The 15,240-nt window shown below is 47.0% G+C and carries 13 protein-coding genes; 2 read left to right on the forward strand and 11 right to left on the reverse strand.

From position 1 onward, the window contains the following. Positions 1–188: 188 nt before the first annotated feature. The 6 genes from IEW26_RS10365 to IEW26_RS10390 all read right to left on the reverse strand — a co-directional run bounded on the left by IEW26_RS10365 (position 189) and on the right by IEW26_RS10390 (position 7,047). On the reverse strand, positions 189–2,132 hold the full coding sequence (locus IEW26_RS10365; RefSeq protein ID WP_188592313.1) for an S-layer homology domain-containing protein: 1,944 nt from the start codon (positions 2,130–2,132) through the stop codon (positions 189–191). A 73-nt stretch (positions 2,133–2,205) separates the two neighbouring features. Continuing rightward, on the reverse strand, positions 2,206–3,264 hold the full coding sequence (locus IEW26_RS10370; RefSeq protein WP_188592314.1) for a dockerin type I domain-containing protein: 1,059 nt from the start codon (positions 3,262–3,264) through the stop codon (positions 2,206–2,208). Between the two features lie 200 nt (positions 3,265–3,464). Then, the gene (locus IEW26_RS10375; RefSeq protein ID WP_188592315.1) at positions 3,465–4,757 is read right to left on the reverse strand and encodes an amidohydrolase; all 1,293 of its coding nucleotides are present in this window, start codon (positions 4,755–4,757) and stop codon (positions 3,465–3,467) included. A 75-nt stretch (positions 4,758–4,832) separates the two neighbouring features. Further along, a complete protein-coding gene (locus IEW26_RS10380) occupies positions 4,833–5,126 on the reverse strand; it encodes a hypothetical protein (RefSeq protein ID WP_188592316.1) in 294 nt (97 codons plus the stop codon). Between the two features lie 93 nt (positions 5,127–5,219). Beyond that, a complete protein-coding gene (locus tag IEW26_RS10385) occupies positions 5,220–6,323 on the reverse strand; it encodes a saccharopine dehydrogenase family protein (RefSeq protein WP_229729771.1) in 1,104 nt (367 codons plus the stop codon). Then, on the reverse strand, positions 6,307–7,047 hold the full coding sequence (locus IEW26_RS10390) for a class I SAM-dependent methyltransferase (RefSeq protein WP_229729772.1): 741 nt from the start codon (positions 7,045–7,047) through the stop codon (positions 6,307–6,309). Before IEW26_RS10390 ends, IEW26_RS10385 begins: the two co-directional genes overlap by 17 nt. Before the next feature lie 158 nt (positions 7,048–7,205). On the opposite strand from IEW26_RS10390, the gene IEW26_RS10395 reads away from it, so the two are divergent. Beyond that, positions 7,206–8,414 (forward strand): helix-turn-helix transcriptional regulator, encoded by a 1,209-nt coding sequence (locus IEW26_RS10395; RefSeq protein WP_188592317.1) that lies wholly within the window; start codon positions 7,206–7,208, stop codon positions 8,412–8,414. Positions 8,415–8,555: 141 nt separating this feature from the next. On the opposite strand, the gene yidC is transcribed toward IEW26_RS10395, so the two are convergent. The 3 genes from yidC to IEW26_RS10410 form a co-directional block, all read right to left on the reverse strand. Further along, positions 8,556–9,488: a membrane protein insertase YidC gene (gene yidC, locus IEW26_RS10400; RefSeq protein WP_188592318.1), complete on the reverse strand. Its 933-nt coding sequence runs from the start codon at positions 9,486–9,488 to the stop codon at positions 8,556–8,558. Beyond that, the gene (locus tag IEW26_RS10405) at positions 9,425–9,775 is read right to left on the reverse strand and encodes a hypothetical protein (RefSeq protein WP_188592319.1); all 351 of its coding nucleotides are present in this window, start codon (positions 9,773–9,775) and stop codon (positions 9,425–9,427) included. The genes yidC and IEW26_RS10405 overlap by 64 nt, the downstream gene beginning before the upstream one ends. Before the next feature lie 104 nt (positions 9,776–9,879). Beyond that, positions 9,880–11,499, reverse strand: coding sequence for a DUF4153 domain-containing protein (locus IEW26_RS10410; protein WP_188592320.1), 1,620 nt, complete (start codon positions 11,497–11,499; stop codon positions 9,880–9,882). A 129-nt stretch (positions 11,500–11,628) separates the two neighbouring features. Between IEW26_RS10410 and IEW26_RS10415 the strand changes: the two genes are divergently transcribed. Next, a complete protein-coding gene (locus IEW26_RS10415) occupies positions 11,629–13,398 on the forward strand; it encodes an ABC transporter substrate-binding protein (RefSeq protein WP_188592321.1) in 1,770 nt (589 codons plus the stop codon). 69 nt (positions 13,399–13,467) lie between these two features. Here the strand turns inward: IEW26_RS10415 and IEW26_RS10420 are convergent, their stop codons facing one another. Then, entirely contained in the window at positions 13,468–14,895 is a 1,428-nt protein-coding gene (locus IEW26_RS10420; RefSeq protein ID WP_188592322.1) for an FtsW/RodA/SpoVE family cell cycle protein, read from the reverse strand. Next, entirely contained in the window at positions 14,895–15,230 is a 336-nt protein-coding gene (locus IEW26_RS10425) for a PadR family transcriptional regulator (protein ID WP_188592323.1), read from the reverse strand. Before IEW26_RS10425 ends, IEW26_RS10420 begins: the two co-directional genes overlap by 1 nt. Positions 15,231–15,240: the final 10 nt, after the last annotated feature.

A 15,240-nucleotide genomic window follows, 5' to 3' on the forward strand; every position in this document is an offset into this window, starting at 1 on the left:
CTGTTTCTGTAAAATAAAATCATGATCTTGTGAACACATCCTATCACTTGTTTGTGAACTGATTATGAACTGCATCATCGGAGCACAAAAAAGCACCCGCAGCGGCTTGAAGTACTTCTTCAAGTCACCACAGGTGCATGGATTATAGAAACGAGAAAGCAGAAGCTTACTTGATTATTCAGTAAAAATTAAATCAATCCCGCCTTGGCCAGCAAACGTTTCACAATCGCTGCTGTCTGTGCACGGCTAACATCTGCATCCGTCATCAGCTTGCCATCATCACCTTGTACCAAGCCTTGTTTGATTGCCGATGCTACAGATTCAGCCGCCCATGGCTGAACTTTGTTGCCGTCACTGTATGTGCCAAGCAGATTCGCAGTTTCGGAAGCATCTGCCTGTGCCAGCTCCACCAGCTTCATGGCACGGGAAACGATTGTCATCGCTTCAGCGCGAGATATTTCGCTGTTCGGACGGAAGCTATTATCGGTATAACCGGAGATTAATCCGTAAGATACCGCGGTTTGAACTTCATTTTCATACCAGCTGTCTGCCTTCACATCAGTAAATGCGGTTGTTACGTCATTCTCGGGTGAATGCAAACCCAGACCTCTGAGCAGCACAGCCGTGAACTCCGCACGCGTAATACTGCGATCCGGTGCAAATTGTTGATCTCCTTCACCCTCGACAACGAGACGGGAAGCCAGATCCTCCACATCCGCACGGCTCCAGTGACTGGAAATATCGTTAAAGGTCGTTGGATGGTAGATCAAAGCGTACGTGCTGTTCGTCAAACTGTTAATGACGGCTGAATCATTTACTGTGCCCTTGATAACTTTGGTCGGCACATGCAGCATCGTTCCGTCCGCTTGAAGCACAACCCCCGTTGTAATCTTGGAGCCGTCTACGCCTTCAGGCAGCGTAATCGAACGTTCTACATAGGCGTTGAAACGATTCACATCAACCTGCTGGCCGTTGTATACAGCCTTCACTTCGAAATCGACCGGAGCCGCAACTACAGTGGTATTTCCGATTTTGCTTGCTGCTGCTTCAATTGCAGCTTTCTTGGTTTCATTGCTCGGTGCAATGGCAATCTGGATGGTTACGTCTTCCAATGGTGCTGTACCACCCAACTGTTTCACAACCTGATCTACTTTGATTTGGCTCGCTGGCAAGGTGTATGTACCCGTATCCGTCTGAATAACCACCTCAGCGTTGCTGCCTTCCATCGTTTTAACCAGTTTAGCGTTTAATTCACCCACAACTGTGTTCGTGCCTGTGCCCGTAACCGGGAGTAATAGCGTACGAAGCCCGTTACCCACCTGATTAATCACTTTGTTGTTATCCACATGAATTGTTGTTGTCACCTTATTGCCTGCTGTAGAAGTAGAGGCTGTTGCAGACTGCTCCTGTTTTTGCCCATTTACATAGATGTCAACGCCCTTGGTCGCAACTGGAGTTGAGGGTGCAGATGATACAGGGGTTGAAACCGTGCCGCCACCTGACGAACCTGTTGAAGGCGAACTCGAGTTACCGCCAGAGCTTGCTGCCGTAATGGTAATGGTTCCCCCTGACAACTCGGCAGGTGAACTGTGCTCCAGATTATTGAAGCGCCAGTGTTCTTTATCATCCTGAACAACCGTGAGTTGTGTCGTTCCTGGAGCAGCATTGCTTTTCGCTTTAATCTCTATCTCGAATAATTGACCTAGATCAATCAGACCAGTATCTCCTTGAGATCTTTGTTCAAAGCTTTCTTTCGAATTCACCCAGATGATGCGTACCCAGCCTTCGGCGTTATTAATCTGGTATTGGAAGTCGGGCACACTTGCTTCCGTTGCAGAAGAGGCGATGTCGCCGGACGCAACGGGTGTAATACGCACCACTTCCAGCAATGAGTTTTTAAAATCGATCTGCATATTATAAGCGTTAATCGGATACTCATTCTGTGTCAATTTGACAGGCACCTTAACGGATTCACCCGCCTGCACACTCACATTGCTGAACTCGACCTGAGTGGTAATCCGCGGTGTAGCCCCTGCCACATCTGGTAACATAATGGAAGAAAATAATGTTAACATGATCAGGCCTGACATCGTTTTTCTCATTTTTGCACGTTTCTTTTTCGGTTGAAGCATGGTATAACCTCCATGTCTGGGTTCTGTTATTAAGCAACTCATTATTTCTTTAGTTGCGAGATAGGAAATGAAATCAAGTTAATTTTGGCACAGGTGTCTTCGTAATGATGATAAAAGGTTTTATTTCAGATTCATAAGGTCCAACTATAGGCGTGACCTTCAAAATAAGATATTTGTCAATGTCTCCGATCTGTATTTTGTAACTACTATCTGTAGCTCCAATAATCTCTTGCATATCCTCTCCTGTTGGAGATGTTGAATTATACCACTGATAAGATAAATGCATGTTGTAACCGGTATCGACATCTAATACCTGGACATCGCTTGATATCGTTTCTTGATAATAGTTATTACCTTCTATTGTGTCTTTGAAGACACGAGGTACATCCTGCTTCTGTTTGAACGTCAGCACATAACTGTTATCCTTAGCGCCAAGAGTGCCTCCAATATACCCCTTCATGAAAGCGCTCATGTCATTAGTCTTATCAGGTACACCGTTTCGATCAATGTCTGCTTTGTTCATTTCCACATAAGAAACGGAGGCACTTCTACCATACTGTATGTTACGAAGGTAACTGAATAATTCAACAGCATCGGCAGAATCAACGTAGCCGTCATTATTGAAATCACCTTTTTTGCTGATGTACAGCTCGATGTTGTCTGTAATCGTTTCTGATTCGGAATTCGGGTCTTGCGATGTATTGTACTGTGCTGTTATTTCAATATTTACTATGCCGCTGGCAAAGGGAACAACGACTAATTTATATCTCGAATTTTCATACGATGCATTTACACTAGCAATTTCATCATTGCTGGACTTCGCACTAATTAACGTAAGATTATCTGATGGAAAATGGCTGCTTAAATCAATCGTAATAAGATTACTTTGTTCAACCACGATAGGTACAGAAGGCATAATAGGCAGCCCATTTGATTGCTCTGATGAAACATTCAACCAAGAGATACCCTCATTAAGTACAGGACGTGAAATCTCCAGGGATGGTCCAATCGCCCCTGCTTGAACCTGAGGAAGTGAACCTGCTACCGGCAAGGCTATGCCGAGTCCGAGTGCGGCCAACATGCTTTTTTTCATAATCGGCTTTAATGTATTACGTTTGTTTTTCCCCTTCAATTCATGTTCCTCCTCGTGTATATCTAAAATTTGAAAAGACTATGCACTGAGTATAACGATGTATTCTGAACCGATTCTGAACAGGTCTAACGAACTATTCCCAGTTCCGAATCGACAAAAAACGCCATAGCATAAGCCCCTATGGCGTTTTCATCATCAAAAAATTTCCATTTTATATTCATTTGTCGAAAAATATATTTTTAAATGCCCTCAACAATCCGCTTCGCACGTACATTTACCTCACGATACAGCTCATCCTCATCCAGCGTAAGCAGCTTTCGATCACGCATCAGAATCTGTCCATCCACAATGGTGGTGTGCACATCCGCTCCATTCACACTATAAGCCAGCAGCGACTCCACATTATGAATGGGCTGGAGATGAGGTTTGGCAAGGTCAATCAGAATGAGGTCGGCTTTATATCCAGGCGCCAGCACCCCTACTTCATCGTGAAGCGACAGCAGCTTTGCACTTCCGCGGGTTGCCATACTGAGCACTTCACGCGCCGGGAGCCGGGTTGGGTCACCGTAGTCCAGCTTTTGCAGCCAGCATGCCGCCTTGATTTCCTCAAACATATCGAGTGTTGTTGCGCTTCCCGCTCCATCTGTGCCAAGCCCCACCGTAATGCTTTCGGCCCTCATCGCTTCAATTGGTGCAATGCCGCAACCCAGCTTGAGATTACTCACCGGATTATGTGCCACACCTCCGCGCATGCCCTTCAATCTGCTCACATCATTTGCATTAAGATGAACCGCGTGAGCCAGCAGCACATGTGCATGGTCAAACATACCCGCTTCCACTAAATACTCCGTTGGTGTCAACCCGTAACGGCTGTGGATCTTCTGCACTTCTTCTATCGTTTCCGCCAGATGAATATGCAGGGGAATATCGTCCCGAACCGCCATCGCAATCACGTCACGCAGCGGCTCCATTGGACAAGTATAAGGAGAGTGCGGCCCATACATCGTAGTAATTCGCCCATTCGCTTGGCCTGACCAGCGCTGCACCAGGTCAACCGCTTCCTGCAGTCTGCGTCCCCCATCTTCCTCCATAAAGACCATACCACGCGTCAGCGATGCACGAATGCCTGTTTCCTTAACGGCTTCTGCAATTTCATTCATGTGAATGTACATGTCCGCAAATGCAGTTGTTCCCGAACGAATCATCTCCGCTATGCCTAATTTGGCGCCCCAATAAATATCTTCGGGTGTCATTCTTGCTTCCGCAGGAAGCATCTTGCGGTCCAGCCAGTCCATCAGCTTGAGATCATCGGAAAAACCGCGGAGCAAGCTCATCGCTGAGTGCTGATGCGCGTTCACCAGACCAGGCATGGCAAGTTTGCCGCGCCCATCCAGCACATCATCCCCCGGCTGTGGATCAATATGACTTGCGATCTGCACGATTTGCTCTCCTTCAATACGAATATCCCCCATAAAGGGGGATTCGTTATCTTGCATCGTTAGAATTTTAGCTTGCTGAATCAAAATACTCATATCTTATACAGCTCCTCTGGATTGGTTGTATTCATTCCTAATCCAGCGTAAGGCTTAACGCAGCGGTAAGGTCAATCATTTTAAACGGGCAATCGCCACTTGGTGAAAAGTTTGTATAAACGGTCCGGGATCAATCTCGACCATATACGGATAAACCCCGGTGCTTGTATGCAAATAGAAAAAGCCACCCTTATCTCCCATGCGGCGAAAAGACATATCAAACACTTCGGTAATCAGGAACTCCCTATACTTGGTCACGATTCGATCCGAATAAAGGGTCATGGTACGGGCGTTCATCTCAATCTCTTGTGTAAGGCCGGTCACTTCTCGCTGTACTCTGTAATAAGGCAATACGGCGATATGGTCCATGTTTTCCCCCTCCAATCGTGCAAGATGTTATAGTCCCATCATAGCAGATTGGAGTCCGCTGGCAAAAATGCCTTTATTATTGTAAGGCTCGCTTTACGTAATTTTCGTAATAACCTTCAGCTTATGAGCTAGTTCATTCTGAATATCCTGTAAAGTGAAACACTGCTCGACATGATGTACCCCAGGCCGGAGAGGGTTGGTGTACACTTTTTTCGCCACGGCTGCAGCCACTTCCGCAGTGATCACCGCTTCCTTCTTACCCATGATACGTTGCTCTACATGGATGTGCTTCCCATTTTTCAAACCTGTAGCATCCACCTTTACCGCAAACATCGGCTCACCACCCGGCATCCAGGCAAAAGCCTTAACCGCCGCATTTCGAATCCACTTCCAACGTAAAAACGTTAGTAGTCCCGCTCGTCTAGAAACCGACAATGCTCTTGTAATCCAACGGGAATCCAGACACATTCTGGTGGATACGTTGGGAATGTTTAGCGTTCGAGCTACTGCCTGTTGATCTGAAAAAGGAAACCGATATGCCATTCGCCTTCCAAGCTTCTCGCCAAAATCAATCCATTTACCGCCGCTCAGACTCTGTACTCTTGCAAGCTGCCCATTCTGCATAACGTCAAACGTCGTGTTCATCTGATCCACAGTCCATTCAATCGCCGCTTTGCCATGCTTCTCTCCAAGACCCAGCATGATTGTGATGTCCGCTTCCTGCATCTGATCCATATGTGTTGCCGCTTCTCGCACAAGCAAATTCGTAATGCCCGGAGACAATCCAACACTGAGTATAGCAGTTGAGTCTGATGAGCGGAGTGTCGAGTGCAAATGTTCCACCTTTCTCAAAAAATCGACCTTGGCCGAAATATCCATATAATCCGTTCCGGCCTTGGCGCAGCTTTCAACAAACCGGGTATCATGCTGATCCACACACATGATGACCAGTTTAACGTTTCGCAGCATGCCAGAATCCACCGGTTTCGTAATATCCAGCTGCAGCGGTTTGACAGCTCCGCCCGTTTGGCGGCTGAATTGCTCGGCTCGTTCCCGTCTCGTCCCCGCCGCCCACACCTTTCCTGGAAATGCATGTGCAAGCTGTTTGCAGATCATCTGTCCAACCTGGCCGTACCCCCCGATCACCCATATCTGATCCTTCATACTCATGAATTGTTGTTCAGTCTCTGATCGCATAATATGCCTCCACCCAGAACGCTCCGAAAAAACATGTCATCCGGGAAAAACCACATTCTGCAAGCAGCTGCATCATAATCTCACCCGATACTGGGTCAGACTGTTCACCGAGTGAAGCCGCAAATCGATCCCATTCCTCAGCATAAATACCTGCTTGCAGCATATGCTCTCTCCACGCCTGCATCATAACCGGATAGACCGGGGATGCAAGGTCCGCATTAACCGCCGCAATGATCAGAGGTGCGCCGGGCTTGAGCCTTTGGGCAAGTTGTCTCAAAAATGATTTTTTAGCCTCCATACCCTGGATAAAATGCAGCATAAGCATACACGTTGCACCATCATACAAGGCTGTCTCAGGCAGCTTCTCGATCGTACCCTGAAGCAGTGTAGTCTGACCCGTGATACCTGCTTCCTCTGCCTTTTGCTGTGCCAGCTTTAACATCTGGAAAGAGGTATCCATGCCTGTCAGCTGCCACTCCTGATGACTTGCACCAAGCAGCGTAAGTTCCTTGCCGCCCCCGGCACCTGTTACAAGGATATGAATATCGTTGTTACCCGCAATCGAAACTGCAAGCAGCTTCTCCATCATATGGTGCATATGGTCGTAACCCGGAATTTTGAGGGGTATAGATTGTTCATATCGATATAGATCTGCCGTATCCCAGCTCATAGCCGGGCTTTCACCCACCTGTGTATCTTTGTCATATATGTGATCTTTCATCATAGCTGCACTCCTCTGAATTTGAAGTTAGACTTGACTGAGCATTCGTCTAATTTCATTATAAAAGGAAGCGAGCAGACCACCATCCCAGAAGTATGGGATATCATTGAAGAACTTGTGGGAGTTGATATATATAAAAACTCGGGAAGGAGCGAATCCGCTTGTCAAGCCTGCTTACTCAACAGAATCTGAAACGGATGACTTCACTTGAAAACGGAAGCTGGACCTCCCGCACCTACCGGGAAGCTGTTCTGAAACAAATCAAGACGCTCATCGCTTACGATGCCTACTGCTTCAACACCGTAGACCCTTCAACACTGCTCTCGACAGGTGCAGTAACGGAGGATGGCATCGAAGCCATTCACAAACAGCTGTTTCTCAATGAATATATGGAAGATGATGTTCACAAATATGCAGATTTAATTCAATCCGGCCAATATACAGCGATTTTACAGGCTTCACTATCTCTTCATTCACACCCTGAGACCAGTTCTCGTTATGCAAACATTTTGCTGCCTGCCGGAATTCATGATGAGCTGCGCACTGTTTTCGTAGATCAGGATGCTTGCTGGGGACATCTCACGTTGTATCGCAAACAGGACGCTCCTGCATTCACGGAAGAAGAGCGTTTGCTCATGCAGCACTGGACAGCCTCAATCGCCTTTATGCTTCGCACCACCCGACTGTCCCTTACAGACGAGCTGACAGGGAAAAGTCCAGATGAGCCGGGGATTATGCTTCTGGATACGTCATTTGAACCTGTGATGAACAATGCTGCCGCACGTTACTGGGTATCTGAGCTGCACAGACTGGAGCAAGTAGGACATGATGTGCTGCCAAGGCCCATTCGAGCGGTATGCTCTCATCTGTTGCAATCGACTCACACGAGAACAAGGACTGTTACGAAAGCTGGTGCGGAAAGCTGTGCCGCGAACGGTGCTGGAAAAGATACTGGAACAAGTTCCAATGATGTTCCTGCACCCGAGGATACGGCTCATCCTTTGTCCAAAGTCTGTGTTCAGCTATCAGACGGACGTTATCTCATGCTTCATGCAAGTCGGATGCAGCAGCCAGAAGGCATTCAAACCGGCGATCAACCGGATCATATCGCGGTTTGGCTGGAGCAGGCTATGCCTCAGGACGTACTGCCCCTCCTGTGCGAACGTTACGGATTATCTGCACGGGAACGTGAACTGCTCGCTTACGTGCTGCGCAGCTTCTCCTCAAAGGAGATCGCCGCGGCTATGCATATTTCGGTATACACCGTTCAGGATCATCTCAAGTCCATCTTTGCCAAAACAGAGGTGTCCTCGCGCCGTGAATTGATCTGGCATTTTGTTTCCCGCTTTCAATTAACCGGAGAACTGTAGCCGCGAACTATAAGAGTTCAAGCCAAAAAACCTGTCCCGAAGGACAGGTTTTTGGCTTGGTTCAATTTATTTTACATAGAGGAGAGGAAGCTTCATGTTCTCTTCTCCTGCCTTACAATTTTGAAAACACGGGCATTATCTCTAGGACTTGGCTGGTTTGGCAGCTCGTTTGGAGGAAGTGGCATTTTTGTCACTGCTGGCATTTTTCTTTGATTTAGAAACTGGTTTATGATCTTTCTTTGCCGTAGTCTGGCTCACCACCGCCGCTTCCTGCGGATGCTCCACTGGATACAGCTTACGGAACAGCAGTGTCTGGAGTACAAGGAATGATCCGCCTACAGTCCAGTACAGCGGCATCGCTGCCGGTGCAGACAAGGAGAAAAACGCCATCATTAGCGGTGAGATGTACCCCATAATCGCAAACTGCTTACGCTGCTCTGGTGCCATGTTGGCTTGTGATATTTTGGCCTGAATCAGATAGATTACCGCTACAACAACGGCCAGCACATAGTCTGGTGCACCCAGCTTGAACCATAAAAAGGAATGGGACGACAGTTCTGGCGTAAGCCGGATCGCGGTATAAATACCGGACAAAATTGGCAGTTGAATTAACAAGGGCAGACAGCCAATATTAAGCGGGTTAAACTTATGCTTTTTGTATAAAGCCATCGTCTCTTCGGACAGCTTCTGCCGATCGGCTGCATCATTTTTGCCTTCATATTTTTTCTTGAGCGCATCCAGCTCGGGTTTCATTGCGTTCATAATCACTCGTGTCCCCTGCTGGGACTTCGCTTGACGCATCATCAGCGGCAACAACGCAAGTCGAATGACCAGTGTGATAATAATTATCGCCACCCCGTAGCTGCCGTTAAATGCGCTGGCAATATGCTGAATCAGATAGGACAGCGGAAATACGATGTAGTGATTAAAGAAACCCGGTGTCGATGAACTAATCTCCGATACGTTATTACTGCAGCCGGCAAGCAGCATGACCGCGAATACCATCGCGATCAGGCCATAGATCCGTCCCTTGCCAGCTGTAAAAGTGAACCCCTTGCTTGTCTTATGTTCCATATATATCCTCCTCGTTGATGGGTTGATTCACGTCTCAACGAGGTATAACAGTCTGGTTCATCTTCATCCGGTGCTTCTTTTCGTCTGACCATGCGACTCCAGTCTTCCGACCTGTGCTGTCTGTTCAAGCCCAACGCTGGAAATACCGGTTCAATGCCATCCCCGGCGCCGCCTTCCATCCAGTACTCTGTCATGCCGCAGTGAAGGTGGGCAATGTAAGCGTAACTGACGGTGAAGATGAGCCCAATCGAGAATAAATACGGCAGCAGTTCATGTAATTCAAACAAGAGATTCACCCCCTTCATACGTTTGTTTTTACATTATAGCACTTACATATGAGGTTTGCATAAAGGAAGTGCTGGCAAAAACAAACGCTGGTCTATTCCGTTCATCATTTGGACAATTCCAGCTGCGCTCGATACCTCGCCAGATTATAGGAAGGCCATTCCAAGCCGGCTGCAAACTTATCCAAATGGGCTTTACGATCCATTAAATTTGCTTTCAGCTCGGGATACTCTTGATCGGCAAACTGTACCAACAATGGCATTGCATCTGTAGATAAACTTGCCAGATAAGTGGTATCAATCTGGCCCGTCTGGTGATAACGCTCAATGTTAAGCTCTGCTATTCGCATGTCCATACCTGCATAGTTAATGACGGTATACGCTGTAATCCCCAGCACAATGTAACAACGAAGCAGCGGCAAGCGAGTATAACGAAGACGAAGTGCCGCAATCATTAACAGCAAAGCCAGGAAGATCATAAATGCATGCACAAGGAACCGAATGTAGGTATATCCATACGCCTGCTCATACAGATTCAAGCGCACAAAGGCCGAACATAACATAATTCCTGAACAGCTTATCAGAATTAAAAGCAGCACTCGCTGTGCGATTGCGCCCATTCTTCCCATTGGCCGGGTGTACTCCAGTGCAATAATTAACATCAGAAAGTTCAGCCCTGTAACCAGAATCAGCTCGGTAAATCCGCTTCTTGCATACTCGGCATAGGATAAATCGTTCGGCAGTTCTCCCTTCCCTGCTCCGAACAGGTATGAGAACTGCACAAGCACAAACAAAATGTAAACCGTGTTGATGACGGTTAATATCGTGCCGGCAATGACCGGATCAAGCCGGATCGGCTCCTGATCCGATGGAGCTTGGGCCTGCGTCCGGGCAGTTACCGGAGTAAAGGCGGGTGTAACGCTGGCTTTCGTCTCCGGCTCAGCAACCGATTCGTCAGAATCGGGATGCTGTGAAACAGACGGAGGCGGTGCACTGCTTTTCCAATGCGCGTTCTCTCGCTTCTCAGACTCATACTGCATCGGCTGCACAAATCCCCATACGTATCCGAAAAGCAGTAAACCGGCCACACCGATCCAAATTATTCTCGGAAGCATGGGCATGAACGCCAGCTGATCCAGCCAAGCCGGGAAACCTGACAAAAATTCATGAAAAACACCATCCGCGGAAGTCAATAAAGTGAGCACGACGAACAGAATAGGCATCGAAACAAGAAGACCTATTGAAATTTTGAAAACGACAGCTTTTTGGGATGTATGCATCTTACGCACTCCTGCCCGAACCATGATGAAAGCAGCCGTTCCGATGTGGCGAATTGTCTGCGGAAGCAGATGATCTAACGCTGTACCAATCAAACCGATCTCCCACCAGCGTCTTTGCTTTCTCCCCATCACATATGTTAAATGCAGCATAATAAGCACAGGAATAATCAGAAAATTAAGCACCTGAAACAGAAAATTATCAAACAACAGGTAGGTCAGTGATAATAACAGCACAACACCAGTGATCCAGGCATCGAAAAGGGTTAATGCTCTCATACAGTCTTGGGCGAATATGTACATAAAGCTGTAGAAAAGAATCACAAAAAGCGGATAAGACAGCCCGATTTCATGACCGTAAAACAAATACTGATGAATAACAGCAAGTAAAACAGCCACGAGCAGCGTGATTAAAGCACGGTGTGGTGAAGACTTTATTTTCTCAATCATGGGAAATACCTCCATTATTCTATCTACTTTTTATTTTAGGTGATAAAATAGGAAGATAAATAGAAAGATGGAAGAATAAAATTTCTTATTTTAGACATGTTGCTGAAAATGCGGAGGAGGACGGTTTCGTTGAAACTTCATCAGCAGTATTTGCTGCTTCACGGCCAGCTCGGGGATACAACAGAGCATACACTGACGCTGGCGGATCTCGCCGAGCTGCTGGACTGCACCCATCGGAACACCTTGACAGTTGTAAAAAAAATGGCGGCCCTTGGCTGGATACATTGGCATGCACAGCGGGGACGCGGACGGCGTTCGGTGCTGTCTCTGCTGGCTCCAGCCGATCAGATTGCCGCTGAATATATGATGCAGGCGATGGATCGCCGGGAGTTACAGGAGGCTGCCGATCAGGTCAGAGCGTTCTCCAGCTCACTGTCAATGCAGCATTATCTCAACCAGTGGCTGCTTGGTTATTCAGGTCATCATACCGAGTCCGGGACCAACAATGAATCCATCGATACGCTCCGTCTTCCCATTCGCCAGCAGCTTCACGCACTCGACCCGCTGTATATTAACCTGCTTGCCGAGTCATTTGTGACCAGCCATGTCTATGATGGCCTTGTACAGCGGGACGAACACGGACAGATTTTGCCTGCATTAGCACATACGTGGGATGTGTCAGACAATCGGCTAACATGGATTTTCCATTTGCGGAAAGGGGTTTATTTTCACAGTGGCAAACCACTTTCTGCTTCGGATGTTGTTTTTACATTTGAACGATTGCAAGCCACAGAACTCCGGACATTATATCGCGAGGTCAGTAAACGTATTCTTTCGGTTGATGCAGTCGCCCCTCTAACTGTACGGTTTCAATTGAATAAACCGCATGAATTGTTTCTGTCCTTCTTGACGACCAGCCGTGCAGTCATTGTGCCTTCAGGCCTGAGCGCCAATACAGCTGCGAGTCATTCTGAACGCAAACGCATACAGTCAAGACAGATACCCATTGGCACCGGACCCTTCAAGGTAACATTTTGGGATAACCATATGTGCAGGCTGGAGGCTTATCCGATGTATTTTCAGGGGAGAGCTCTCATTGATCGGGTGGATATTTTGCAAATTCCGTGGATCACTGCAGATAAACGCGAGGAATATCAGGACCTGCATTACGGTACAAACGAAGCGGTAGAGTCGCCCTTCTTCCACCTTATGCTCAATCCATCCAGCACATCTGGGACAGGCTGGACACAAGCCAGCTCAGGTGTGACCGTGACAAAGCTGCTTACGTGTAACACCCAAAAGCCCGGACCGTTAAACGATCCGGGTGTACGAGCATATTTACAGCAGTGCATTGATGTAATCTCAGCTTCACTCGTTGGCACAACAGACATGATGAACTCCTTCGCACGCTCAACGGACAAGCAAGAGATCGTCCTGAACATTGCAACCATTCCTCAATACCGACTGGACGCAGAACAGCTTGCACTGGCTCTCTATCCATACGGCTTCTCCTGCACCATCCACACGGGCGGCATGGAACAGTTCAAGGGCGATTGGCGGCTTGAGTCCGACCTGATACTCTTCTCCTTGATCCAGGATCGTGACGAGGAGCTTCGCAGATATGATATGTACGCCACCATGTCGGAGCATCTGGATCCCTTTTCCAAAGCTAAGGTGAGACAAATGATGCAAAGCATCGCGGTATCACCACATATCGCGGATCGCAAGCAGGTTCTGGATGAAGTTGAACGCTTCCTTATTACTGAACATCTCATGTTCAGTTTGTCTCACAAACCTGTTGAAACAGCGTATCTACCGACGGTGCGCGGGTTGTCATTCAACAGCCAGGGCTGGGTTAATCTGCGGCACATATGGTTCCCATCGAAGGAACTCGAGTGAAATTTTATACCAATATGGAGTAAGAGTATTAATAGACTGAACGATAGAATGGCGGGCAGCTTGGTGCTGTCATGCTCTTCCCTGTATCCGCGTACGGTTTCTGTTACCGTTAATAGAAACCGTGTCCTTACGGCGATAGACACCGAGAAGCAGTCCGAACATGGCGTATTCAAGTATCACATGCGAGCCATAACCGAGGAGGGGGAATGAAATGCTCAAGATTGGAACCCTTCCAGTCATGGCCGCCAGAGAGTATAGCATCTGTAGTGCAAGCGTTATCGTTACAGAGACTGCAATAATTGCTCCAAATGTATCTTTTATACGCGGCAGCATTTTTGTCATTGTACGAATTAACCATACAACACCTACAATGAGCAGCACACATGCCGACCATCCAAACATATCAACCAGCATAACCCCGGGGAAACTGAGGTAAAAATATTTAAAAAGCGAATCCATTGGGGTACCTAACCCATTCCCCCACCACCCTGCTGTTTTGACGATATCGATGATAGAATTATAGGTAAAACCATTGCCTTGAGGGTCCTTATCCAAATGAAACACAATCGATAATCTTTCCCATCGACTATACTTATCTGTTACCAGCAATAACAGGACTACCGCAACGCCACATGAGAAGCCGGTAATCACTGTATACCACCATTTTTTTGTCATCCATCCGAATAGCAGCACGGCTACACATGCAAATAATGATAATCTAACCCAATCCGAAATCTGATATAACAGCACCATGGGTAAAACGACTAATGCAGCATAAATACATATGGATTGTAGACTCAAGCCCACACGAAGTCTGTCAGACATGATGCCGCCGATGGCAAGTGGAAGTATCGATATTGCCAATGTAGTTACATCGAGGGCAATTCCAAAGGGTAAATGCAGAAATCTATTCATGCTGCCATATGACTCTGATAACATCGGGTTAATATATAAAAGGACATTGATCGATATATATATCCACCATGCAAACCTGATCCATTTACGATAGTCAAAAAAAGTACAGAACAACATTGCCATTACACCAAGTCCTGTATAGATTAAATGGGAAGCTGAATATTGTTTTGAGGCGTCTGGCGAGGTAATGGTGTAAATGAACGTTAATATTACTCCCACCATAGCCAGTCCAATGATTCCAACCAGCAATCCCCAGTGCATACGATGACGGTGAAGTTTGTGCATGCTTTTGCCTAACTCGGTTGGATCACCCATCTGTTCGATGGCATACGCAGCCGCTTGTTCCGGACTATAACCTTCCTGTTCCTTATCACATATGATCTCATGTAAATGATTTCCCAGCTCTTCACGCAGATCGTTATGTACTTCACGCGCTTTGACTTGTCCACAGATTTGATCCAGATAGATGTCAACCTTCTCATGCGTCACTTTCTGTTCTTGAGCTTCTTTGTGTTCCTTCTGTTCTCGATGTTCTTTCTGTCTCTTCAATTCAATCTCTTCTTTCTCAGCTTTCCGTTTCATCAGGTCAAACCTCCCTCCCCAAGTACACGATCTACAGCACCACGAAATAAAGACCATTCTGCTTTTTTGTGCTGCAATGCGTGTATTCCTTGCTCCCGAATAGAGTAATATTTCCGCTTTCGACCATCTACTTCAGCCCAATAAGCCTCCACCCATCCTTCTATCTCCATCGCATGGAGTATCGGATACAATGTACCTTCCTTAAGACTGAACACGCCCTCTGACTGGCGATGCAGTTCTTTAATCAATTCATAACCATACATGGGCTGGGTATGAAGCAGCGTTAATATTAACGTTTCTGTGCTTCCTTTAATCATCTGTTTATTGATCTGCAAACGTAGGCCT

The organism is Paenibacillus silvae (genome assembly GCF_014639235.1).
Lineage (GTDB): Bacteria > Bacillota > Bacilli > Paenibacillales > Paenibacillaceae > Paenibacillus > Paenibacillus silvae.

Bases quoted from the DNA above. Each gene is read 5' to 3' on its own strand.
- IEW26_RS10365 (WP_188592313.1), bottom strand. From the start codon at position 2,132: ATGCTTCAACCGAAAAAGAAACGTGCAAAAATGAGAAAAACGATGTCA.
- IEW26_RS10375 (WP_188592315.1), bottom strand. From the start codon at position 4,757: ATGAGTATTTTGATTCAGCAAGCTAAAATTCTAACGATGCAAGATAAC.
- IEW26_RS10380 (WP_188592316.1), bottom strand. From the start codon at position 5,126: ATGGACCATATCGCCGTATTGCCTTATTACAGAGTACAGCGAGAAGTG.
- IEW26_RS10385 (WP_229729771.1), bottom strand. From the start codon at position 6,323: ATGCGATCAGAGACTGAACAACAATTCATGAGTATGAAGGATCAGATA.
- IEW26_RS10390 (WP_229729772.1), bottom strand. From the start codon at position 7,047: ATGATGAAAGATCACATATATGACAAAGATACACAGGTGGGTGAAAGC.
- yidC (WP_188592318.1), bottom strand. From the start codon at position 9,488: ATGGAACATAAGACAAGCAAGGGGTTCACTTTTACAGCTGGCAAGGGA.
- IEW26_RS10410 (WP_188592320.1), bottom strand. From the start codon at position 11,499: ATGATTGAGAAAATAAAGTCTTCACCACACCGTGCTTTAATCACGCTG.
- IEW26_RS10420 (WP_188592322.1), bottom strand. From the start codon at position 14,895: ATGAAACGGAAAGCTGAGAAAGAAGAGATTGAATTGAAGAGACAGAAA.